Raw genomic sequence first — 21,534 nt, 5'->3', positions numbered from 1 at the left:
CCCGTGCGGGGACAGGTCAGGAGAAGGGGTACCGCCATGCCGGAACCGCGGGAGACGGCCGTCTACACCCATGGGCACCACGAGTCCGTGCTGCGCTCGCACACCTGGCGCACCGCCGCCAACTCGGCGGCCTACCTGCTCGGTTCGCTCAAGCCGCACATGAAGGTCCTGGACATCGGCTGCGGCCCCGGCACCATCACCGCCGACCTGGCGGAACTGGTGCCCGACGGTCATGTCACGGGCGTCGACCGGGCGCCGGGCGTCCTGGAGCAGGCCCGCGCCACGGCGGCCGGACGGGGGCTCGGCAACGTCGACTTCGCCGTGGCGGACGTGCACGCCCTGGACTACCCGGACGACACGTTCTGCGTGGTCCACGCCCATCAGGTGCTCCAGCACGTCGGGGATCCGGTGCGGGCGCTGCGCGAGATGCGGCGCGTGACGCGGCCCGGCGGGATCGTCGCGGTCCGGGACGCGGACTACGCGGCGATGACCTGGTACCCCGAGGTGCCGGGGCTCGACGACTGGCTGGACCTGTACCGGCGGGTGGCGCGGGCCAACGGCGGTGAGCCGGACGCGGGCCGGCGGCTGCGCTCCTGGGCGCTGGAGGCGGGCTTCCCCCGGTCCGCGGTGACCTCGACCTCCGGTACCTGGACCTATGCCACCGCCGAGGAGCGGGAGTGGTGGAGCGGGCTGTGGGCCGACCGCACGCTGGCCTCGGCCTACGCCGAGCGGGCCACCTCCGGCGGCCACGCCACCGAGGAGGAGCTGCGGGCCGTCTCCGGGGCCTGGCGCGCGTGGGGACGGCAGGAGGACGGCTGGTTCGCGGTCCTGCACGGAGAGGTTCTGTGCCGCAAGGAAGGCTGATTCCCCCCGGGTCATTGCCGGGTCATTGCGCCGGGTCATTGGCGGGGAAGCAGCGGTCCCAGCGGTCCGAGGTCCAGGTTCAGGTCCTCGGGCCGCAGTCCGTAGCGGTCGCGCAGCTCGGCCATGCGGTCCTCCAGCAGCATCAGCGTCAGACCGATCCGCTCCTCCTGGTCCTCGGACAGGTCCCCCACGTCGAAGCGGCGCAGCGCCTGCCGCTCCATGAGCTGGCGCAGCAGCTCGACCACGGTGAGGACGAGTTTGACCAGGTCGCGTTCGACGGTGTCGGGTTCCAGCTCCAGACGCTTGCGCGCGCTCACGACGGTTCCTCCGGGGGTTCGACGGGCTCCTGCGGCCCTTCGACCGCCCTGAGGGGGCCGAACGGCGAGGGCACCTGTGCGTTCACCGAGCTGATCAGCGCGTTCAGGTCGATCCGGACCAGGTCGACGTCCGCGATCCGCAGGGTGACGTCGCCCGTGATGACGACCCCGCCGGCCAGCAGCCGGTCCAGCAGGTCGACCAGGGCGATCTCCCGGCGCTCGATGACGGTCATGGGTTCCCCCCGGCATCGCCCTCGGGGTTCTCCCCGGCGAACGAGTACGCCGCCCAGGGGCCCGTCAGTTCCACCCGCAGCCCCGGTGCCTCGTCCTTCGTGCGGTCCACGAGTTCTACGAACTCCTCGGAATGCGCGCGCGGCACCAGATAGGCGGCGTTGAGCACGTTCTGCCCGGCGGCGCCGGAGAGCGCGGGATTCTGCGGGGCGTGCAGCCGGGACTCCTCGGCGAACGCCGACAGCCTGCCGTGCAGCCGGGTGGCGAACGTCTCGGCCCGCTGCCAGCGGTCCTCGTGGGCCCGGGACTCCTGCCGCCGCTGCCGCAGATAGTCCCGGCCGGACGCGGGCCTGCGCCCGGCGCCCGCGGCCGCCGGTTCCTCGGACCGCTCGGGCTCCACATACACCTTGACGCCCCACTCCACCCGGCCCTGGAGGCGTTCCAGGGTCTGCCGGAAGTGCTCCTCGCGGGACTCGATCATCGCGCGCACCCCGCTGTCGTCCCGGAAGACCGTGGCCAGCCGCAGCGGGAGCGGGGTGGTGACGACGGTGAGCGCGTCGATGACGCCCTGATGGGCGCGGGCGGTGGCGGCGAGCCAGTCCAGGTCCTCCAGACGGGCGCGCAGCGCCTCCTCGGAGAAGTCCCGTTCCGGTACCTCGCTGACGACGGCGACCAGGCCGTGGTGGGCCAGCGACTTGGCCGGCGCGCCCGCGACCCCGGTCAGCTGCGCCTGGAGGGGCGCGCCGAGGGGGCGGCAGACGGCGTAGACGTACCGCAGTCCCGTCATGGTGCCTCCTTGCGGACCGTGCTGCCCTGTTCCAGCTCCTCCAGACGCGCCAGCCGCTCGCGCAGCGCGGCGTTCTCCCGGGTGAGCTCGTCGCGGCGGGCCCGGGAGGAGAGCGCCGGGTCGCTCTCCCACCAGTCGATGCCCATCTCCTTGGCCTTGTCCACCGAGGCGACGACCAGCCGGAGCTTGATCGTGAGCAGTTCGATGTCGAGCAGGTTGATCCGGATGTCCCCGGCGATGACGACACCCTTGTCGAGCACCCGCTCCAGGATGTCGGCCAGATTGGCGCCGCTGCCCGAGCCGTACGGGTCCGGCAGCCTGCTCGGCGTCGTCATCGACGGCTCCCGCCCTCGGCGTACTCGTCGTCGTACTCCGCCTCGTCCTCGTCCTCGTACTCGTCCTCCGCGTCGTCCTGCGCGTGGCGCTCCTCCTCGTCCTCGGGCTCCTCTTCGTACTCGTCCTCCGCCTCGTCCTCAGGCTCGTACTCGTCCTCGGGGCCCTCGTCCTCCTCGTCCTCGGGTTCCTCGTCCTCGGGCTCCTCCTGGTCCTCCTCGGTGCCCTCGGCCTTCTCCTCCTCGGCGACCGCGTCCTCGTGGCTCTGGACGACCTCGCCGTCGCGGATCTCCCCGCGCCAGCCGTCCTCCGCCTCGCCCTTGAGGGTGATGAAGCGGGCGAAGTTCTTCAGGTCGAGCCGGGCGCGGCGGCCCTGGGCCCGCCAGATGTTGCCGGTCTTCTCGAAGAGGCCGCTGGGGTAGTACTCCATGACCAGCAGGACACGGGTCAGGTTCTCCTCCAGCTCGTGGAAGGAGACGACCCCCTTCGTGGTGCCCTTGGCGCCCTCCGACGTCCACTGGACGCGGTAGTCGGGGATCTGCTCGACGGTGTGCGACTTCCAGCTCCGGCTGGACCAGAAGATCTTCGCCTGCCAGTCGGAGTGCGTGTCGTCGGCGCGGCTCGCGCTCTTGACGCCCTTGGCGAAGGTGCTGAAGTCCTGGAACTGGGTCCACTGGTCGTAGGCGGTGCGCAGCGGCACGCCGACGTCGACGGACTCGATGATGACGATCGGCTTGTTGCCACCGCCGCGCTTGCCCTTGCCCTTGCCGCCGCCCAGGTTCTTCAGGGCGCCCATCACGCTGTCCTTGGCGTGCGAGGCGCCCAGCTCCAGCGCGGAGCGCACCGGCCCCTTGCCCTCGGCGATCTTCCGGCCGCCTTCGAGGGCGAGGCGCGCGAAGCCGGGGCTGTTGCCCTCGGCGATGTCGTTGAGCTTCCCGGTGGTCTCGCCGAGCTTGCGGCCGAGGCCGGCCAGCAGCCGTTGGGCCTGGGCGGACAGATACTCCTGCGCCTCCGCCTTGAGCCGGTCGGCGGCCTCGCTGTGGGCCAGGTCGCCCAGCGGGCTGCCCTTGGCCGCCCCGGCCGCCGTCCTGCCCGCGGTCGAGGCCGCGGATCCCAGGGTCTCGGTCATCGTTCACCGCCGCCCTTCGCCGACCGGGACCGGGCGGTGCGAGGAGCCCGGCCGGACGCGGCCGTCTTCTTCGCGGCCGCCTTGCGGGCCGGGGCCGTCTTCTTCGCCGCCGCCTTGCGGGCGGGGGCCTTCTTCGCCGCCTTCTCGGCGGGCTCCGCGGCCGGTGCCTTGCGGGCCGCCTTCTTCGCGGGGTCCGCGGGGCTCTTCTTCGCGGGCGCCTTCCGCCGGGGCTGCTCCCGCCTGTCCTGCCGTGATTCCCGCCGTGTGTCCTGCCCGGGGTCCTCGTCGGCCTCGCGGCCCTCGCCGCGATCCTCGTAGTCGTCGTCGCCGTCGTCGTAGCCGTCCTGGCGCCCGTCCTCGGCGCCGTCGCCCGAGCCGCCGTCCGGCACCACACCGGCCAGTTCGTCGCGCACCTGGGCCGTACGGCCGTGCAGCCGGTCGGCGAGTGCCGTCATCTGCCGCTCGACCATCGCCCCGGAGGCCGCCTTGCCGACACCCCGCAGGTCCTGGCGCAGCTGGTCCCCGATCTCCTTGAACTGGGGGTTGTCCTTGAGCTGCTGGTTGAGCAGGTCCGCCAGGGCGCGCGGCCCGAGGTTCAGCTTCTTGCCCGCGACCAGACTGCCCACCGCGAAGGCGAGTTTCGCCTTCTTCGTCCGCCCCAGCAGATATCCGGCCCCTATCGCGAGGCCCAGTCCCACTCGGTTCATCGTGCCGTCCCCTCACCCGTCCCCGCGCCGCCGCGCAGGCCGATCTCCAGCCGGTCCAGAAGTTCGTCCTCCTGGCGGTCGAACTCCTCCTCGGTGATCTCCTGCGCCTCCAGACGCTCCTCCAGCCGTGCCAGCTCGGCCCGTACGGTGGCCGGGTCGTAGTAGATGCGCTCCGCCTCGCGCAGCACCTGTCTGATCGCCCAGGAGCTGCCGCGCGCCGGTGCGAACGGCAGCAGCAGCACCTCCGAGATCAGTCCCATGGCGTCACTCCGCTCCCGCGTCGGCTCCCGCCGCTGTGCCCGCGGGCTCGGCCGGGCCTGGCTCGACGAAGCTGTAGGGCGGCAACGGGCCGTTGACGCGCAATTCGAGATGGGGCAGGTCCTTGCGGGCCTGTTCGGCGGCCTCCAGGAAGCCGGCCGCCTCGTCGCGGCCGACCAGGAAGGAGGCGTTGACGAGCCAGCCCGTGGACGCCGGGCCCTCGCTGACCGCCGCCGCGTGCGACTCGACCGCCCGGATCACCAGGGCGCCGTCTTCCGCCTCGCGGGCCTTGACGGCCGCGGCGACCATCTCGCCCAGCCTGATCTTGTCGTCGTAACTGCCGCCCCCGGCCTGCCGGTTGGCCTCGGCCTGGGCCCTGATCTCCGGGTTGTCGGCCATCACGTGGTGCAGGACGGCCTCCTCCACATGGCTGGCCTTGATGTTGTACTCGACCTTGCCGTGCAGCGCCCGCAGGCGTTCCTTGTAGTGCTCGGCGCGCTCGGTGAGCACACCGGTGACGGAGTCGTCGTCCGGCGCGACGCTGCCGAACCGCATGGGCAGCACACAGCCGGCGGCGCCCGCCTCCCCGAGCACGCCCTGGTGGGCGAGGAGTTCCCGGCGCTTGGGGCGCAGGTCCTCGGGTGCGTCGCTGACCACGGCGGCCAGTTCGCCCGCCGTCAGCACGCGGACCGGCCGGGCCGGGTCGCCGATGCCGGTCAGTCCCTCGGGCAGCGCGGGGTGCGAGGCGGCGGTGATGCCGTAGACGTACGTGCTCACTCCTGCTCCTCCTTCCGGCGCGCCGAGGAGGTCCTGCGCGGTCGCGGACGGGACTCCGACTCGCCCGAGCTCTCGGAGCGGGCCTGCTTGAAGGCGTCGGAGACGGTCTGGGCGGCGCCGGACAGCGCCCCCTTGGACTTGCCGCGCGCGCCGGACTCGGTGACCTCACCGACGAGGTCCGGCAGGCCCGGACTCTTGTGCGGGCCCGACTCCAGGTCGAGCCGGTTGCACGCCTCGGCGAAGCGCAGATACGTGTCGACGCTGGCGACGACGACACGTACGTCGATCTTCAGGATCTCGATGCCCACCAGCGAGACCCGCACGAACGCGTCGATCACCAGTCCCCTGTCGAGGACGAGTTCCAGTACGTCGTAGAGGCCGCTGCTGCCGCCTCCACCACCGGACGTCTGTGCCGGGACAACGGTCATGCCGACCGTGCCTCCTCTTCTCGTGTGAGGGTGTGTTTCCCGTAAGGAAAAAGGTGTGTTTCCCGTGTGAAAATGGAGTGCCCCGGGCCGCCCGGGTCAGCGGCCGCCGGACTTGCGGGCGTCGGACCGGCCGCGTTCGTAGCGGCTCAGCCGCCGGTATCCGGTGAGCTGGCCCTCGGGGTCGAGTGCGACCTCGTAGCTCGCCATCAGGCTCATCGTGTCGGGCACGCGGGCCAGTTCCAGGACCTCCAGCTCCAGCGACCAGCCGTCCCCGGTCCGCTCGAAACTCGTGACGGACTCCGGGGCGAGACCGGTCAGCTCGCCGAACTGGGCGCGCGCCTCGCGCAGCACCTCCATCGGCCGGGGCCGCGCCGGGGCCTGGTGGCCCTCGTGGTGGCCGCTGCCCGACTGCTGGGACTTCTGTGTTCTCTGAGGCTTCTGTGCTGTCCGGGATCCCCGGGGCTTCCGGGGCTCTTGTGGTTCCTGCGACTCCGCCGCGTTCTCCGGCTCTTCCGGATCCTCCGGCTCTTTCGGGGTCTCTGTGTTCGCCATGACCACCTCTCCTCTTCGTGTGGCCGCAGGTTCCTTGGCCAAACCTCAGTCACGCAGCGCATCCGGTCGCCGCCGGGCGGGGCCCGGCGCCCGGCGGCATGCGGGCAGCCCGGACCAGGGACGCGTCCGGGTCTGTTCGGCGGTGTGCCGGGCGCACTCCCGCAGCTCGTCGACCCCGCACCGCCGGCGGCGGCGGTGCGGGGTCGGGGACGACTGGTCCGGGCGGTACGCGGGGGTGTTCCTCCGCACGGACACGGGGCCGTCCAGGCCGTCGGGGCGGCGCTCCAGCACCAGCGGCCGGGGCCGTACCGTGCGGGTGCTTCAGCTCACCGCACCACCGCTTCCTCCACCAGGAGCCGGGCGGAGGCGGCGATGGACTCCGCGTCGATGCCCGCCGCGTGCAGCTGCTCGGCGGGCGTGGCCGAGCCCGGCATGCTGCGCACCGCGAGCCGGACCAGGCGGGGCACCGGGCGGCCGTCGAGGAAGGCGTCGAGCACCGCGTCGCCGATGCCGCCCTCCTCCCGGTGGTCCTCGACCGTGAGCAGGCACCCGGTGTCCTCGGCGGCCTCGCGCAGGGTGGCCCGGTCGACGGGCTTGACGGAGTACAGGTCGACGACGCGCACGGGGATGCCCTCCCGGTCCAGGGAGTCGGCGGCGGAGAGCGCCTCGTGCAGGGTGACCCCCGCGGCGACGATCGTCAGCCGGTCCCGGTCCGAGGAGCGCAGCACCTTGCTGCCGCCGACCGGGAACTCCTCGTCGGGCCCGTACAGCACCGGGCTCTCGCCGCGCGAGGTGCGCAGATAGCGGATGCCGTCCAGACCGGCCATGGTGGCGACGAGCCGCGCGGTCTGGTTGGCGTCGCACGGGTAGAGCACGGTCGAGCCGTGCACGGTCCGCATCATGGCCAGGTCCTCCAGGCCCATCTGGCTGGGCCCGTCCTCGCCGATCGACACGCCCGCGTGCGAGCCGTTGAGGTTGATCCCGGAACCGCTGACGGCGGCCATCCGCACGAAGTCGTACGCCCGGGTCAGGAACGCGGCGAACGTGGAGGCGTACGGCACCCAGCCGCGCCGGGCCATGCCGACCGCCGTGGCGACCATCTGCTGCTCGGCGATGTAGCACTCGAAGTAGCGGTCGGGGTGTTCCTTGGCGAAGAACTCCGCGCGGGTGGAGTCGCCGACCTCGCCGTCCAGGGCCACCACGTCGCCGCGCGCGGTGCCGAGCGCGGCCAGCGCGTGTCCGTAGGCGTCGCGGGTGGCGACCTGCTCGCCGCGCTCCCAGCGGGGCAGTTCGAGGGTGCCGTCGCCCACGGCGTGCAGGGAGCGCGCGGAGGGCGGTTCGTGCACCTGGACGCGCAGGTCGCGCGGGCCGCCCAGTTCCTCGATCGCCTCGTCGGCGTCCTTCAGCGGCTTGCCGTGCAGTCCCTCGCGGTCCTCGGTGTCCTTGACGCCCTTGCCCTTGAGGGTGCGGGCGATGATCGCGGTGGGCCGGCCCCTGGTGGAGGCGGCCTCGCCGTAGGCCCGGTCGATCGCGTCCACGTCGTGGCCGTCGATCTCGACCGTGTGCCAGTCGAAGGCGCGGAAGCGGCGGGCGTAGGCGTCCAGGTCGTGGCCGTGCCGGGTGGGACCGCGCTGGCCGAGCCGGTTGACGTCCACGATCACGGTCAGGTTGTCCAGGTGCTCGTACCCGGCGTGCTCGGCGGCCTCCCAGATCGATCCCTCGGCCAGCTCGCTGTCGCCGCACAGCACCCAGACGCGGTAGTCGGCGTGGTCCAGGCGCTTGCCCGCCAGGGCGATGCCGACGCCGATGGGCAGCCCCTGGCCGAGCGACCCGGTGGCCGTCTCCACCCACGGCAGCCGCTGCGGGGTGGGGTGGCCCTCCAGACGGCTGCCCAGCTTGCGGAAGGTGAGCAGTTCGTCGTCGTCGACGGCGCCGGCCGCCTTGTAGGCGGAGTACAGCAGCGGGGAGGCGTGCCCCTTGGACAGCACGAAGCGGTCGTTGCCGGGGTGTTCGGGCCGGTCGAAGTCGTAGCGCAGGTGGTGGGCGAGCAGCACCGCCATCAGATCGGCGGCGGACATGGAGGACGTGGGGTGCCCGGAGCCCGCCGCGTCGGCGGCCCGCACACTGTCGACGCGCAACTGCTGGCCGAGGTCGACGAGTTCGGCGTGGTTCATGAGTCTCCTTCCGCGGGGATGTCGGCCCGCTTGACCGGGCCGGGGGCCGGGTGGTGCTCGTGGTGCGCGGCCGTGCCGGGGTCGGGGCCCCTCGGGCCGTGCCGCCGGGCGGACCGGTTCGGCACGGGCTCCCGGCCGCCCTCCGGGGGTCTCTTCGTACGGGTCCCGGGTCCGGTCCGGCCGGACCGAGGGTCGGTCTCCGGCGCCCGTGCCGGTGCCGTGGTGTGCGGTGCCGGGGTGTGCGGTGCCGGTTCGGCGCCCGCCAGTTGGGCCTTCTCGGTGTTGTCGATGATCTCGGTGACGCTCTCTCCGTCCCGGCCGCCTTCTCCGCCCTTGCTGTCCCTGCTGTCCTTGCCGGTCCCGCCGCCTCTGCCGCCCGGCGCGCGGCCCACCCGGGCCAGTTCCGGGGAGGCGGTGTCCAGCGGCACGGACCAGGACCGTACGAGTCCCAACTGGACGGCCTGGCGCGGCAGTACGCCGCCCAGCAGCCAGTCGGCGGCCACCCGGACCCGGTTGCCCGGCATCGCGGCCAGGTGGTAGCCGCGGGTGACGGCGGCGGCCGGCAGCCCGGACAGCGGGACGCCCAGCGGATTGGCGGCCGCCCGCGCACCGCCGAGGTCCACGACGAAGCCCAGGTCGCGGTGGCGGTAGGGCCGCCGGGCGCAGGCACCGAGCGAGGCGGCGACGTTGATCGCGGCGATCCGGCCGTGCCGCCAGGCGTGCTGGGCGGTCATCGGGGTGACGGAGCCGGGGTGGTGGGCGTCGGGCACGGCCGCCGCGTCGCCGCAGGCGAACACCTCGGGCCGCCCCGGCACCTGGAGGTAGGGGTCCACGACGATCCGGCCGCGTTCCAGGTCCTGCCCGGTGCTCTCCACCAGCGGGTCGGGGCGGACGCCCACGCACCACACGAGGGTGCGGGTCGGCACGAACCCGCCGTCCGTCAGCAGCACCCCCTCATGGGTGGCCTCCTGCACGGAGGTGCCCATGCGCACCTCGACACCCCGGTCCCGCAGCGCCCGGTCGGCGGTGCGCGAGAGCCGCTCGTCCAGCTCGGGCAGGACGCGCTCCGCGATGTCCAGGAGCAGCCAGCGGGGCCGCGTCCCGTGGTGCGGCGGGCGCTCGTGCGCCTGCGCGTCGGTGTACATCTTCCCGTGCGCGGCCACCTCGGTCCCGGTGTAGCCCGCGCCGACCACGACGAAGGTGCGGCGGGCGGCACGGAGCGCGGGATCGTCCTCCGCGGCGGCCAGTTCCATCTGGCGGGTCACGTGGTCGCGCAGATACAGCGCCTCGGGCAGGCCGCGGAAGCCGTGCGCGTGCTCGGCGACACCGGGGACCGGGAGCAGCTTGTTGACGCTGCCGACCGCCAGCACCAGCCGGTCGTAGCCGAGCATGCCGGGATCACCCTCGGGTCCGGTGAAGTGCACGGTGCGCGCGTCCAGGTCGACCCGGCCGGCCTCGCCGAGCACCAGGCGGACCCCGGGCAGCCCGGCGGAGAGCGAGACGGCGACCCGGCGCGGCTCCAGCACCCCCGCGGCCACCTGGGGCAGCAGCGGCACGTACAGGAAGTAGTCGGTCGGGTTCAGCACGGTGATGTCGGCCCTGTTCCGGGACATCCGGGACAGGGTCCGGGCCGCGTGGAAACCGGCGAAACCGGCGCCCACGATCACGATGCGGGGTCGACTCACGGTTCGCCTCCGGCGCTCTCGCGTACCTGGAACGGAGCTTTCCGCGTCCCCCGGGCCGGGGCACCCAAACGTGCGGGCGGCCCGGCGCCACGCGCTCCGGCGGCCCGTGCCCGCTGCCCCCGCGCCGGTTTCCGGCCCCTCGCCCGGGTACTCGGGTGCGCGGTCCCGCCCGCCCCCTTCGTGGAGGTTCGCCCCATGCCCGAGTACGGCTACTTCCTGTCCTGCGAGCAGTACGGCCCGGCGGAACTCGTCGAGCAGGCCAGAATGGCCGAGCAGGCCGGATTCGAAGCCCTGTGGATCTCCGACCACTACCATCCGTGGAACGGCGCGCAGGGTCAGAGCGCGTTCGTGTGGTCGGTGATCGGGGCGCTGTCCGAGGCGGTGTCGCTGCCCGTCGAGACGGCGGTGACCTGTCCCACGGTGCGGATGCACCCGGCCGTGGTGGCGCAGGCCGCGGCGACCGCCGCGGTGATGGCCGAGGGCGGCTTCCGGCTCGGTGTGGGCACCGGGGAGGCGCTCAACGAGCACATCCTCGGCGACCGCTGGCCGCCCGCGCATGTCCGCCTGGAGATGCTGGAGGAGGCGATCCAGGTGATGCGCCGGCTGTTCACGGGCAAGGAGGTGAACCATCACGGCACGCACTACACGGTGGAGAACGCCCGCCTGTACACGGTCCCCGAGGAGCCGGTGCCGATCGACGTCTCCGGCTTCGGCCCGAAGGCGACCTCGCTCGCGGCGCGGGTGGGCGACGGGTACATCACGATGACGCCGGACGAGGAGATGGTCACGCAGTACCGCAAGGGCGGGGGCGGGGCCAAGCTCGTCAGCGGCGGGACGAAGGTGTGCTTCGGGCACGACCGCGAGGAGTGCGTCCGCACCGTGCACCGGCTGTGGTACAACGAGCAACTGCCCGGCGAGATGGGCCAGGTGCTGCCCACACCTCGCCACTTCGAGCAGCTGGAGCCGCTGGTCACCGAGGACATGGTCCGCGACAACGTGGTGTGCGGCGACGACGCGGACCAGCATGCGGCCACGCTGCGGGAGTACGCCGACGCGGGCTTCGACCGGGTGTACGTCAACCAGATCGGCCCCGACCGGCGCGGCTTCTTCGACTTCTACCGTACGAAGGTGCTGCCGCAGCTCCCGCACTGACGCGCCCCGCCCGCAGCGGCGCCCGCCCCGTCGATGTCGATCGAGATCAAGGGGCGGACGCCGGATGCTGCTGTCGGGGTGCCGCTCAGGACACGTCGTCCCCCCGGGTGTGCGGCGGACGCGGCACGGCGGGCGGGCTCGGCGGCATCGGCGGCACGTGCGAGGCCGCCGGGTGCGACGCACGGGCCGCCTCCGGACCGCCCGCCACCCCCGCTGCCGCTGTTCCCGGTGCCGCCCCCGGTGCCCCCGGCCGCGCGGCGCGGCGCAGCGCATAGGCCGCCGCGCCCAGCACCGCCGCCGTGATCAGGGCGGCGGCCCAGCCGGGCAGTCCGATCGCGAGGGCCAGTCCCACGGCGAGCGCGACGGCCGCGCCCGCGTACAGGGCGACCGCGCCCGACGCGGCGTACAGCAGGGCCGTACGGCGCTGCCTGCGGGCCTGCTCGCGCAGTTCGTCGCGCACCGTCTCGCGCGCCACCTGCGCCAGTTCGTCGACCAGGTGCTTGTCCAGATGCTCCATGTGTTCGAGGCGCTCCATGGAGCTGCGGGTACCCGCGCATGGACGCGTCACGCGTGGCCGGTCCGGCAGCCCCGCGGCAGTCGGCGCAAACGATCTCCGCCGGGCCGGGCGTCCAACTAGGCTCCCTGGCATGGAGATTCTGGGAACCAGCCTGCGCGTCTGCGTCGACGACCTGGAGACCGCCGTCCCCTTCTACGAACGTCTGGCGGGCACCCCGGCCCTCCGGTTCGAGCGCGGCGGGGTGCAGGTGGCCGCGGTCGGCTGCTTTCTGCTGATGAGCGGGCCCGCGGCCGAGCTGGAGGTGCTGCGCAAGGTGTCGGCGACGATCGCCGTGGCGGACGTCGAGGAGGCGGCCCGGGTGCTGACCTCGCTGGGCGCCCGGGTGATCGCGGGCCCGGTCGGCACTCCGGCGGGCCGCAATCTCATCGCCGTGCATCCGGACGGGTCGGTGTACGAGTACGTGGACCGCCGCGGCTGACCGGCACCGGGGCGCCCGCCCACGGCGGTCAGTGCGACGACGGCCGCATCCGGAAGTCGTGGCGCTCCGGCAGCGGTGTGCCCACCGCCCGCTCCCACACCCGGCCGATCCGCTCGTCGCCCTCCCTGAGGTCGGCGACCTCGAAGCCGTCCTCGAAGACGGCGCGGGCGCGGTCGCGGTGCCCCTCCGCGAGCAGCAGTTCCGCCTCCAGCAGCCGGAACCGGCCGCGTGCGCGGGTGGCGGCGGGCAGCCGGTCCCACACGGAGCGCGCACCGGCCGCCCGGCCCGAGTGCAGCAGCGCCTCGATCGCCTCGCGGCCCAGGGCGGCGAGGGCGGCGGCGACGGCGGCGCTGACGTCGCCGTCCTCCCCGTCTTCCCCGTCCTGCCCGTCCTGCCCGGTGGCGGCGCGGCACAGGTCGTCGAACGCCTCGGTGTACCGGTCGGCGGCCCGCTCGTGGTGGCCCGCCTCCTGGTCGGCGACGGCCAGGCAGCGCAGCGACGGCCAGCGCAGCGCGGCGCGTTCGAGGGCGCGCTCCCAACTGCGCACCGCCTGCGCGCGGTCGCCCGCGTGCCACTGGGCGACACCGAGGTGGTACTCGGCCAGCGGACCGGCGGGCGCCGTCTCCAGCAGGTCCCGCCAGTGCGGGGCGACCAGGCTCTCGCCGGGCGGGTCCTGCCGGTGCCGCTCGGGGAAGGAGCCGGTGCGCAGCAGTTCCCGCCAGGGCTCCTGGGCGGCGCCGAGGGCGGACTCGGAGAACGGCGTGCCGGGCAGCTTCCAGCCGGAGCGCAGGACTTCGAGCGCGCCCCAGCCGGACCCGGCACTGAGGATCTCCTCCGGTTCGGTGTCGGCGTACGGCCGCCAGGCGGCGTGGGCGGCCTCGACGGCCGCGCGCGGCAGAACCGCTTCGAGACGCTCCTCGGTGCGCCGTACGGCGGCGTCCCACTCCCCCGCCGGGGCGGGCGCGTCGAGCGGTCCGTAGGACTCCAGCCACGCCACCTCGCTCTCCGGCTCCAGGCGTACGTGTTCGAGCTGGGTGCGGGCCAGTCCGGCCTGGATCTCGCAGTAGCCGCCGGTGCCGGGCTCGGTCAGCCACTGCTGCCAGCGCCGTCCGCCGGGCCCGGAGCCCCAGACGAACAGCTTGCGCCCGCGCAGCGCGTCGGTGGAGGTCTGCACCAGCCCGGTGCCCTCCTCGTCGAGGGCGGCGATCCAGCGGCGGCGGCCGTCGGGCACCTCGTAGAAGTAGTCAGCGGCGTAAGGGCTGTTGAGGGGGTAGGTGCGGTCGGCGCCGTCGTGCTCGGGGACGGGGACGCGGGTCAGGCGGCGTTCGTAGCCGAAGTGCCATGCCTCGTCGGCGGGGGCGAGGACCCGGCGTTCCTCGGGGACGGCGATGTTGGACCACCAGTAGGTGGGTACGGGCCGCTCGTGCGGGTTGCGGACGCGGACGCCGACGTGCAGGAAGTCGGAGCCCTCGGGCAGCCACAGGTCCACCTGGAAGGGCAGGTCGCGCAGCCGCTCCCACTCCCACAGGCGCAGCATGGCGCCGCCGTCCGGGGCGGGGACGCGGGCGGCGTGCACGGGTGCGCAGGACAGGGTGGTGTGCCCGGTGGCGCCGATGTTCCACTCGATGCCGCCGGAGAACCAGGCGCCGTTGAGGGCGAAGTTGGCGGCCTGCAACACCGGGTTGCGGTAGAGGAGTTCGCGTCCGGTGGGCTTGTGCACGAGGGAGGCGATCCGGCCGCCGAGGCCGGGCAGCACGGTGGCGCGCAGCCGGTCGTTCTCCAGGACGAGGGCGTCGACGGCGGCCGGTCGCCGGGTGCGGCCGTAGCCGTCGCGGATCCGCGCGGGCAGCAGGCTGTGCAGGGGGGCGTAGCCGATCTGCCGGGCCATGTCGTGCGGCAGGCCGTCCCGGTCCCGGTCCTCGATGCGGTGCGCCTCGTCGAGCGGGCGCAGCGCGGGCAGCGGGTTGTCCGGCCCCAGCGGTGCGGCGGGGAGCGTCAGTACCTCACGTCGGATCGTCGTCACGATCACCATGGAACCCGGTGAGCGGGGAGCTGACCAGGGGCGGCACACGTCAGGATTGCGCAAAGCGTGCGGGCGGGCCGTGCCGGGCGGCGCGGAAATCCCGTGGGCCGCGGCCCGGCGGGCGACGTACAGTCGGGGCTTCGGCCGTGCCCGCGCGCGCGGGCACGCACGGCACCGAGGAGCACGGGACGCGATGAGCGAGCAGCACACCTACCGGGTCATCGTCCGGGGTACCTGGGACGGACTGACCGACGAGGCGCGGGCGCGGCTGCTCGCCGAGGCGGGCGACCACGGCATGACGAGCATGCGGTTCACCGAGGAGGGTTCGCTGTCCTACGAACCGGCGCCGCTGAAGCACTTCTCGATGCGCTACGTGGTGGTGTCGGACGCGGCGGACGGCGAGGAGATGGCGGCGGCGCTCGCGGAGGAGCGCGCGGAGGGTGCGCTGCGGGCGCTCGGCTGCGGCTTCCGGGACCTGCGCTCGACCGTGACCGACCTGGACACGATGAAGATCAACCGGAAGCCCGCGTCCCGGCGCTGAGCGCCCGGCGTTCATGGCCGCGCCAGGCCCCGTCGGCGTACGGCGCCTTCGCGGAGCAGCCCTTCCGCCGGAAGCCGGAGGAGCGGGCAAGGCCGAGGGAGGCCGTGTCGTTGAGGCCGCGTCGTGGAGGCCGTGTCGTCGATGCTGATGTGTCCGGCGACGGCGCCGCCGGGTCTCTCGCAGAACCAGGAACCCGGCCCGGTCCTCGTCCGTGATCAGCCGGGCCCCTCGGCGGGACGCGGTGTGCGGCATTCCGCCGGGCCGCGCGGGCACCGGCGGTGCCGGTCAGCGCAGCGCGGGTGTGTCCAGCGCCAAGGTGCCCGCGTCCGCGTCGAGTTCGGCGGCCACCCCGAAGGGCATCGTGCGGGCGCCCGCGCAGTGCCCGAACCCGAAGTCGGCCGCGACGGGCACCCCGAGTCCGCCCAGCCGGTCGGCGAGCAGCGCGCGCACCCGCTCGGGTGCGCCGCAGTCCTTCCACGAGCCGAGCAGCACCCCGCTCACCCGCTCCAGCCAGCCGGCCCGCAGCAGTTGTGTGAGGTAGCGGTCCAGGCGGTACGGTTCCTCGCCGACGTCCTCCAGGCAGAGCAGGCCACCGGCGGCGGACGGCCGGGCGTGCGGCGTGCCGAGGTCGGCGGCGAGCAGGGCGAGGCAGCCGCCGAGCGTGACGCCCCGGGCCCGCCCGGGGACGAGCGCCGTCCCGTCCGAGGGGATCACCCGGACCGCTTCGGGCGTGCACAGGGTGGCCCGCAGATGCTCCTGCGCGCGGGCGTTCTTGAGGAAGTCGATCCCGGCGGCCATCGGCCCGTGCAGGGTGACCAGGCCCAGCCGGACGGCGAACGCCTCGTGCAGCGCGGTGATGTCGCTGAAGCCGACGAACACCTTGGGCCCCGCCGCGCGCATCGCCTCCCAGTCGAGCAGGTCGGCCATGCGCTGCGCCCCGTAGCCGCCCCGGGCGCACAGCACCGCGTCCACCGACGGGTCGCACCAGGCCCGCTGGAGGTCGGCGGCCCGGTCGGCGTCGGCCCCGGCGAGATAGGCGAACTCCTCGTGCCGGTCCAGCACATGGGGTGCCACCACCGGGTCAAGGTCCCAGCCGCGCAGGACGTCGAGCCCGGACTGGAGACGTTCCTCGGGTACGGGTCCGCTGGGGGCGACGACGGCGACGCGGGCGCCGGGGGCGAGCCGGGCGGGACGCAGCAGTTCCTTCACGTGCCCAGCTCCAGGGTGGGGATCCCGGCCGGGTCCAGGCCGAACACCTGGGCGTACAGGGAGAGTTCCGCCTCCAGGGCGCGCACCATCGTCTCGGCCCGGCGGAAGCCGTGCCCCTCCCCCTCGAAGGTGAGGTAGGCGTGCGGTACGTCGCGTCCGCGGAGCCGGGCGAGGAAGCGTTCGCACTGCACGGGCGGGCAGATCACGTCGTCCAGGCCCTGGAGCAGCAGGAACGGCGCGGTGATCCGGTCGGCGTGCTCGGCGGGCGAACGCTCGGCGTACCGGCCGGGCACCTCGGCGAGCGGTCCCACCAGGCTCTCCAGGTACTGCGACTCGAAGTCGTGGGTCTCCCCCGTGCCCCAGCCCGTCAGATCGAGGATCGGGTAGAGGACGGTGCCGCAGGCGTAGACGTCGGTGCCGGTCAGGGAGGCCGCGGTGGTCCAGCCGCCCGCGCTGCCGCCCCGGATCGCCAGCCGTCCGCGGTCGGCGGTGCCCTCGTCGGCGAGGGCGAGCGCGACGGCCGCGCAGTCCTCGACGTCGACGACACCCCACTGCTCCCGCAGCCGCTCGCGGTACTCGCGGCCGTATCCGGTGGAGCCGCCGTAGTTCACCTCGGCGACGCCGATGCCGCGTGAGGTGAAGTAGGCGATCTCCAGGTCGAGGACGAGCGGGGACCGGCTGGTGGGTCCGCCGTGCGCCCACACCACGTACGGCGGCAGCTCCCCGGCGGGCGCGGCGCAGCCGGGGTGGTGCGGCGGGTAGACATGGGCGTGCACCTCGCGGCCGCCCGGTCCGGTGAAGGTGCGCACCCGCGGCTCGGGGTAGTGGGCGGGGTCGACCGGGTCGCGGTGGGCGGCGCCGACGACGCGGGCCCGTCCGGTGCGGGTGTCCAGTTCGACGACCTCGTGGGAGCCGTGCGGTCCGGCGCCGACGCCGACCACCCGTGCGCCGTGCACCGCGAGGGTGGCGTCGAACTCGCCCCAGGGGCCCGCCGCGTCGACGACCTCGCCGCTCTCCGGGTCGAGTATGCCGAGGGCGGTGGCGCCGCGGCCGTGCACGACGGCGACGAGACCGCTGTCCAGCGGCGCGAACCAGCGCTGCCCGAGCTTCCACAGCGGCCCGGCGAACTCCTCCTCGCGCGGGCACAGCGGACGCCCGTCGCGGTAGAGGTTCCACCAGCCGCCGCGGTCGCTCGCGTACAGCAGGGAGCCGTCGGCGGCCCAGTCCGCCTGGGCGACGGACTCCTCGGGGCCGCCCGCGACGGTGCGGGGCGCGGTGAGGCGGCCGTCGTCGCTGACGTCGGCGACCAGGAGTTCGGTGCCGTCCCAGGGCATCCTCGGGTGGTCCCAGGCCAGCCAGGCGGCCCGCCGCCCGTCCGGCGACAGGCGCGGCCCGGTCACGAACCGGTGCCGTTCGGCGGTCAGTTCGCGCACCGCGTCCCGGTCCTCGGCGGCCGATCCGTCCAGCGGTACGGCGGCCGGGACGCGCCGTACGTCGGTGGGTCCCTCGCCGGTGAACTCCTCCAGCACGCACCAGACTTCGCCGCGGTCGACGAGCAACTGCGGCTCGGCCCAGCGCAGTCCGCCGCCCACCGCCGAGACGGGGGTGAGCGGGCGCGGGGTGCCGCCGGGCTCGTGGCGGTAGAGCCGCTGGTCGGCGAAGTTCACGAAGACGATCAGCGGGGTGCCGTCCACGACCGTCCCGTCCCAGGGCCGGCCGCCGTACTCGATGACCCTGCTGCGCACGTTCCACGGCGGCGGCAGGACCGGCTCCTCGGTGCCGTCGGCGCCCCGCCGCACCAGCGTCCGCCGACCGCCCTCGGCGGGCCGCGGCGCGGTCCACCACACCTCGTCGCCGACGAAACCCACGAACTCCGGCTTTCCGTCGTGCGCGGCGGCCAGCGCCGCGTCGATCGGCGAGGGCCAGGAACCGTACGGCAGGGTCTCCACTGTTTCCTTCTCCCAACTCGCTCAGGACGTCCGCAGGAAGCGGTCGAGCACATGGACACCGAAGTGCAGCGCCTCGACGGGGACACGTTCGTCGACGCCGTGGAACAGCGCGTCGTAGTCGAAGCCCTCGGGCAGTTTCAGCGGCGAGAAGCCGTAGCCGGTGATGCCGAGCCGCGAGAACTGCTTGGCGTCGGTGCCGCCCGCCATGCAGTACGGCACGACATGACCCTCGGGCGCGAACTCCTGGACGGCGGCGCGCATCGCGGCGAACGTCGGGGAGTCGACGGGTGCCTGGATCGCCACCTCGCGGTGGTGGAACTCCCAGTCCACGTCGGGCCCGGTGAGCCGGTCCAGGGTGGCGCGGAACTCGTCCTCGCCGCCGGGCAGATACCGTCCGTCGACATGGGCGACGGCCTCGCCCGGGATGACGTTCACCTTGTAACCGGCGTCCAGCATGGTCGGGTTGGCGCTGTTGCGCAGCGTCGCCTCCACCAGGCGGGCGGCGGGGCCGAGCTTGTCGAGCAGCACGTCCACACCGTCGGCGCTGTCCAGGCTGTCCGGGTCGGCCTCCAGGCCGTACAGCGCGGCCAGTTCGCCGAGGGCGGCGCGGACCGTGGGGGTGAGCCGCAGGGGCCACTGGTGGGCGCCGATCCGGGTGATCGCGGCGGCCAGCCGGGTCACCGCGTTCTCCGTGTTCACCCGGGAGCCGTGACCGGCCCGGCCGCGCGCGGTCAGCTTCAGCCAGGCGGTGCCGCGCTCCCCGGCGGCGATCGGGTAGATCTGCCGTCCGGCGCCGTCGTGGAAGGTGTACGCGCCGGACTCGCTGATGCCCTCGGTGCAGCCCTCGAACAGCTCGGGGTGCTCCTCGGCGAGGAATCCGGAGCCGTCCTCGGCGCTGGCCTCCTCGTCGGCGGTGAAGGCGACGACCAGGTCCCGGCGGGGCCGCACCCCCTGGCGGGCCCAGGAGCGGACCACCGCGAGGATCATCGCGTCCATGTTCTTCATGTCGACGGCGCCCCGGCCCCACACGACGCCGTCGCGGACCTCGCCGGAGAACGGGTGCACGCTCCAGTCCGCCGCCTGGGCCGGCACCACGTCAAGATGGCCGTGGACGAGCAGGGCGGGCGCGGACGGGTCGGTGCCCTCGATCCGGGCGACCACATTGGTCCGGCCCGGGGTCCGCTCCAGGAGCACCGGCCGCGTACCGGCCGCCGCGAGCTGCTCGGCGGCGTACTCGGCGGCCGGGCGCTCGCGGCAGTCGCCGCCGCCCCGGTTGGTGGTGTCGATGCGGATCAGGTCGGAGGTGAAGCGGACGACCTCGTCCAGTGCCTGCGCGTCAGCCATACTGCTCCTCGATGGCGGCCGAAGCGATCGTGGTGACCGCCTTGAACGTGCGGATTCCCTCGTACATGGTCGCGCTGGTGTAGGCCACCTTGCGCTCACCGGCCCGGGTGACGCCCGGCACCACGGTGGCGGCCATAGCCAGGTGCTCGGCGTCGAACTCGACCGCGACGGTGAAGGGGCCGCCCGCGACCGGCGGACGGCGCACCGCCAGGGCGGCCGCCTCACGGGCCGCCGCGCGGATGTCGGCGGCGGTGCGGGCCGGGGTCCGGCACACCGCCGCGTACCGCGACACATGGTCCTTGACGGCGACCTTCAGCGCCTCGGGCGCGTACCCGAGCGCGTCCTCGCAGGCCACGTCGTCGCCGGTGACCAGGACCACCGGCACACCGTACTCGGCGACCACATGAGCGTTGAGCAGTCCCTCGCTGGCCCGCACGTCGTCGATCCACACCCCGGTGATGGAGTTGGCCAGATAGGTGTGGGCGAGGACACCCTCCATACCGGCGCCCGCGTGGTAGCCGACGAAGGCGATGCCGTCCACGTCGCCGTGCTGCACGCCCTCCACCATGGACAGCGACTTGTGCCGTCCGGTGAGCATCTGCGCCCGGTCGTCCAGCTCTTCGAGCAGCAGATTGCGCATCGACCAGTGGGCCTCGTTGATGAGGACCTCGTCGGCGCCGCCGTCGAGGAAGCCGAGCACCGCGGCGTTGACGTCCGAGGTGAACATCGACCGGCACCGCTCCCACTGCGGCGTCCCCGGCAGCACATCGGCCGGCCAGGTCACACCGGTGGCACCCTCCATGTCCGCGCTGATGAGGATCTTCATGGGGCGCCACGTTACGCGCCGGGGCTGCAACTTCCTACCAGGTGGAGCGCGGGAAACGGAACGCCCCGAGCCTGGCGCCGAGGAGCCCGGATCACTAGGTTTAAACTCGAACTCCCGAGCGGGAGTTCACCCAGCAGAAGGAGTTCGCTTCCGTGGCGTCCCACCGTCGACCCAAAAAGCCCAGCCGCACCCGCGTCACCGTGCTGACCACGGCGGCGGCCGCCGCCGTCGCCATCAGCGCGCAGGCGGCCAACGCGGCCCCCGGCGAGAAGCCGAGCAAGGACGAGGTCAAGTCCAAGGTCGACGCGCTCTACGAGCAGGCGGAGCAGGCCACCGAGAAGTACAACGGCGCCAAGGAGAAGCAGGAGAAGCTCCAGAAGGAGATCTCCACCATCCAGGACAACGTCGCCCGCGGCCAGCAGGAGCTCAACAAGCTGCGCGACGCGCTCGGTTCGATGGCCGCGGGCCAGTACCGCAGCGGCGGCATCGACCCCTCCCTCCAGCTCTTCCTGTCCTCGCACCCGGACGAGTACCTGGACAAGGCGGCCACCCTCAGCCAGGTCAGCGGGCAGCAGGCCGACTCCCTGAAGAAGATCCAGGACAAGCAGCGCCGGCTCGCCCAGCAGCGCGCCGAGGCCACCGGCAAGCTCAGGGACCTCGCCGCCACCCGCACCGAACTGGGCCGCCAGAAGCAGCAGGTCCAGGGCAAGCTGGCCGAGGCGCGGCAGTTGCTGAACACCCTCACCGCGCAGGAGAAGCAGCAGCTCGCCCAGGCCGAGCAGACCCGGGCCACCCGCGGCACCGAGCGGGTCGACCTGGGCAACATCACCCCGGGCAGCGGCCACGCGGGCGCCGCCTTCGCCGCCGCCCAGTCGAAGATCGGCAGCCCGTACCAGTACGCCCACAACGGGCCCTCGACGTTCGACTGCTCGGGCCTGACCTCCTGGGCCTACGCCCAGGCGAACATCACCATCCCGCGCCAGTCCGAGGCCCAGGCCAACGCCGGCCAGCGCATCTACTCGCAGAGCCAGCTCCAGATCGGCGACCTGGTCTTCTTCTACGGCGACCTGCACCACGTCGGCCTGTACGCGGGCAAGGGCATGGTCCTGCACGCCCCGCACACCGGCGCCGTCGTGCGGTACGAGTCGATGAGCAACATGCCGTACCAGTTCGGCGTCCGTATCTGACACGGCGTCGGCCCGGCCGTCCTCGACCGGGCCGTACTGTGCCGCGCCGTGCCGCGCGCTGCTCGC

General features: G+C 73.6%; 23 protein-coding genes. 5 read left to right on the top strand and 18 right to left on the bottom strand.

Annotated features, from left to right (window positions below; translation table 11 throughout):
* The first annotated feature begins 36 nt into the window (after positions 1-36).
* Complete coding sequence (locus ACWDYF_RS01000) at positions 37-864, top strand: class I SAM-dependent methyltransferase (protein ID WP_381740124.1); 828 nt, start codon at positions 37-39, stop codon at positions 862-864.
* A gap of 35 nt (positions 865-899) precedes the next feature.
* On the opposite strand, the gene ACWDYF_RS00995 is transcribed toward ACWDYF_RS01000, so the two are convergent.
* From ACWDYF_RS00995 to ACWDYF_RS00940, 12 genes are all read right to left on the bottom strand, one after another.
* Positions 900-1,181, bottom strand: a complete 282-nt coding sequence (locus ACWDYF_RS00995) for a gas vesicle protein K (RefSeq protein ID WP_018571751.1) — start codon at positions 1,179-1,181, stop codon at positions 900-902.
* Positions 1,178-1,414: a gas vesicle protein gene (locus ACWDYF_RS00990; protein WP_381740122.1), complete on the bottom strand. Its 237-nt coding sequence runs from the start codon at positions 1,412-1,414 to the stop codon at positions 1,178-1,180. Before ACWDYF_RS00990 ends, ACWDYF_RS00995 begins: the two co-directional genes overlap by 4 nt.
* The gene (locus ACWDYF_RS00985; protein ID WP_018571749.1) at positions 1,411-2,199 is read right to left on the bottom strand and encodes a GvpL/GvpF family gas vesicle protein; all 789 of its coding nucleotides are present in this window, start codon (positions 2,197-2,199) and stop codon (positions 1,411-1,413) included. The genes ACWDYF_RS00990 and ACWDYF_RS00985 overlap by 4 nt, the downstream gene beginning before the upstream one ends.
* The gene (locus tag ACWDYF_RS00980; RefSeq protein WP_018571748.1) at positions 2,196-2,534 is read right to left on the bottom strand and encodes a gas vesicle protein; all 339 of its coding nucleotides are present in this window, start codon (positions 2,532-2,534) and stop codon (positions 2,196-2,198) included. Before ACWDYF_RS00980 ends, ACWDYF_RS00985 begins: the two co-directional genes overlap by 4 nt.
* Positions 2,531-3,661, bottom strand: a complete 1,131-nt coding sequence (locus tag ACWDYF_RS00975; protein ID WP_389464473.1) for an SRPBCC family protein — start codon at positions 3,659-3,661, stop codon at positions 2,531-2,533. The genes ACWDYF_RS00980 and ACWDYF_RS00975 overlap by 4 nt, the downstream gene beginning before the upstream one ends.
* Positions 3,658-4,368 carry a DNA primase gene (locus ACWDYF_RS00970; RefSeq protein WP_389464475.1) on the bottom strand — a complete coding sequence of 237 codons (711 nt, stop codon included), beginning with the start codon at positions 4,366-4,368 and terminating at the stop codon, positions 3,658-3,660. Before ACWDYF_RS00970 ends, ACWDYF_RS00975 begins: the two co-directional genes overlap by 4 nt.
* Positions 4,365-4,628, bottom strand: coding sequence for a gas vesicle protein GvpG (locus ACWDYF_RS00965; protein WP_018571745.1), 264 nt, complete (start codon positions 4,626-4,628; stop codon positions 4,365-4,367). The genes ACWDYF_RS00970 and ACWDYF_RS00965 overlap by 4 nt, the downstream gene beginning before the upstream one ends.
* Positions 4,629-4,632: 4 nt before the next feature.
* Positions 4,633-5,403, bottom strand: coding sequence for a GvpL/GvpF family gas vesicle protein (locus tag ACWDYF_RS00960; RefSeq protein WP_389464478.1), 771 nt, complete (start codon positions 5,401-5,403; stop codon positions 4,633-4,635).
* The gene (locus ACWDYF_RS00955; protein ID WP_064536087.1) at positions 5,400-5,831 is read right to left on the bottom strand and encodes a gas vesicle structural protein GvpA; all 432 of its coding nucleotides are present in this window, start codon (positions 5,829-5,831) and stop codon (positions 5,400-5,402) included. Before ACWDYF_RS00955 ends, ACWDYF_RS00960 begins: the two co-directional genes overlap by 4 nt.
* Before the next feature lie 96 nt (positions 5,832-5,927).
* The gene (locus ACWDYF_RS00950; protein WP_078509745.1) at positions 5,928-6,383 is read right to left on the bottom strand and encodes a gas vesicle protein GvpO; all 456 of its coding nucleotides are present in this window, start codon (positions 6,381-6,383) and stop codon (positions 5,928-5,930) included.
* Between the two features lie 326 nt (positions 6,384-6,709).
* A complete protein-coding gene (locus ACWDYF_RS00945) occupies positions 6,710-8,557 on the bottom strand; it encodes a transketolase (RefSeq protein ID WP_389464480.1) in 1,848 nt (615 codons plus the stop codon).
* A complete protein-coding gene (locus tag ACWDYF_RS00940; RefSeq protein ID WP_389464482.1) occupies positions 8,554-10,242 on the bottom strand; it encodes an NAD(P)/FAD-dependent oxidoreductase in 1,689 nt (562 codons plus the stop codon). The genes ACWDYF_RS00945 and ACWDYF_RS00940 overlap by 4 nt, the downstream gene beginning before the upstream one ends.
* A gap of 195 nt (positions 10,243-10,437) precedes the next feature.
* Between ACWDYF_RS00940 and ACWDYF_RS00935 the strand changes: the two genes are divergently transcribed.
* Positions 10,438-11,394 (top strand): TIGR03557 family F420-dependent LLM class oxidoreductase, encoded by a 957-nt coding sequence (locus tag ACWDYF_RS00935; protein WP_018571739.1) that lies wholly within the window; start codon positions 10,438-10,440, stop codon positions 11,392-11,394.
* An 85-nt stretch (positions 11,395-11,479) separates the two neighbouring features.
* On the opposite strand, the gene ACWDYF_RS00930 is transcribed toward ACWDYF_RS00935, so the two are convergent.
* Positions 11,480-11,929 carry a phage holin family protein gene (locus tag ACWDYF_RS00930; protein ID WP_389464484.1) on the bottom strand — a complete coding sequence of 150 codons (450 nt, stop codon included), beginning with the start codon at positions 11,927-11,929 and terminating at the stop codon, positions 11,480-11,482.
* A gap of 112 nt (positions 11,930-12,041) precedes the next feature.
* Here ACWDYF_RS00930 and ACWDYF_RS00925 point away from each other — a divergent pair, with 112 nt between their 5' ends.
* Positions 12,042-12,389: a VOC family protein gene (locus tag ACWDYF_RS00925; protein ID WP_381740108.1), complete on the top strand. Its 348-nt coding sequence runs from the start codon at positions 12,042-12,044 to the stop codon at positions 12,387-12,389.
* A gap of 28 nt (positions 12,390-12,417) precedes the next feature.
* Here ACWDYF_RS00925 and ACWDYF_RS00920 read toward each other — a convergent pair whose 3' ends face one another.
* Complete coding sequence (locus ACWDYF_RS00920; protein ID WP_389464486.1) at positions 12,418-14,421, bottom strand: DUF5107 domain-containing protein; 2,004 nt, start codon at positions 14,419-14,421, stop codon at positions 12,418-12,420.
* A gap of 184 nt (positions 14,422-14,605) precedes the next feature.
* Between ACWDYF_RS00920 and ACWDYF_RS00915 the strand changes: the two genes are divergently transcribed.
* Complete coding sequence (locus tag ACWDYF_RS00915) at positions 14,606-14,953, top strand: DUF6204 family protein (protein WP_389464488.1); 348 nt, start codon at positions 14,606-14,608, stop codon at positions 14,951-14,953.
* Between the two features lie 285 nt (positions 14,954-15,238).
* On the opposite strand, the gene ACWDYF_RS00910 is transcribed toward ACWDYF_RS00915, so the two are convergent.
* From ACWDYF_RS00910 to ACWDYF_RS00895, 4 genes are read right to left on the bottom strand one after another with little or no spacing between them, the layout of a single operon-like run.
* Positions 15,239-16,162, bottom strand: a complete 924-nt coding sequence (locus ACWDYF_RS00910; RefSeq protein WP_381740102.1) for a S66 peptidase family protein — start codon at positions 16,160-16,162, stop codon at positions 15,239-15,241.
* Complete coding sequence (locus ACWDYF_RS00905; protein ID WP_389464490.1) at positions 16,159-18,111, bottom strand: LpqB family beta-propeller domain-containing protein; 1,953 nt, start codon at positions 18,109-18,111, stop codon at positions 16,159-16,161. Before ACWDYF_RS00905 ends, ACWDYF_RS00910 begins: the two co-directional genes overlap by 4 nt.
* 21 nt (positions 18,112-18,132) lie before the next feature.
* Positions 18,133-19,455 (bottom strand): M20/M25/M40 family metallo-hydrolase, encoded by a 1,323-nt coding sequence (locus tag ACWDYF_RS00900; protein ID WP_389464492.1) that lies wholly within the window; start codon positions 19,453-19,455, stop codon positions 18,133-18,135.
* The gene (locus ACWDYF_RS00895) at positions 19,448-20,281 is read right to left on the bottom strand and encodes a M55 family metallopeptidase (RefSeq protein ID WP_018571731.1); all 834 of its coding nucleotides are present in this window, start codon (positions 20,279-20,281) and stop codon (positions 19,448-19,450) included. The genes ACWDYF_RS00900 and ACWDYF_RS00895 overlap by 8 nt, the downstream gene beginning before the upstream one ends.
* 152 nt (positions 20,282-20,433) lie before the next feature.
* Here ACWDYF_RS00895 and ACWDYF_RS00890 point away from each other — a divergent pair, with 152 nt between their 5' ends.
* Positions 20,434-21,468 (top strand): C40 family peptidase, encoded by a 1,035-nt coding sequence (locus tag ACWDYF_RS00890; RefSeq protein WP_381740098.1) that lies wholly within the window; start codon positions 20,434-20,436, stop codon positions 21,466-21,468.
* Positions 21,469-21,534 lie beyond the last annotated feature (66 nt).

The sequence above is a fragment of the Streptomyces sp. NPDC003284 genome, assembly GCF_053589675.1.
The sequence above is the reverse complement of the archived record's forward strand: the minus strand, read 5'-3'. Positions and strand labels throughout refer to the sequence as shown.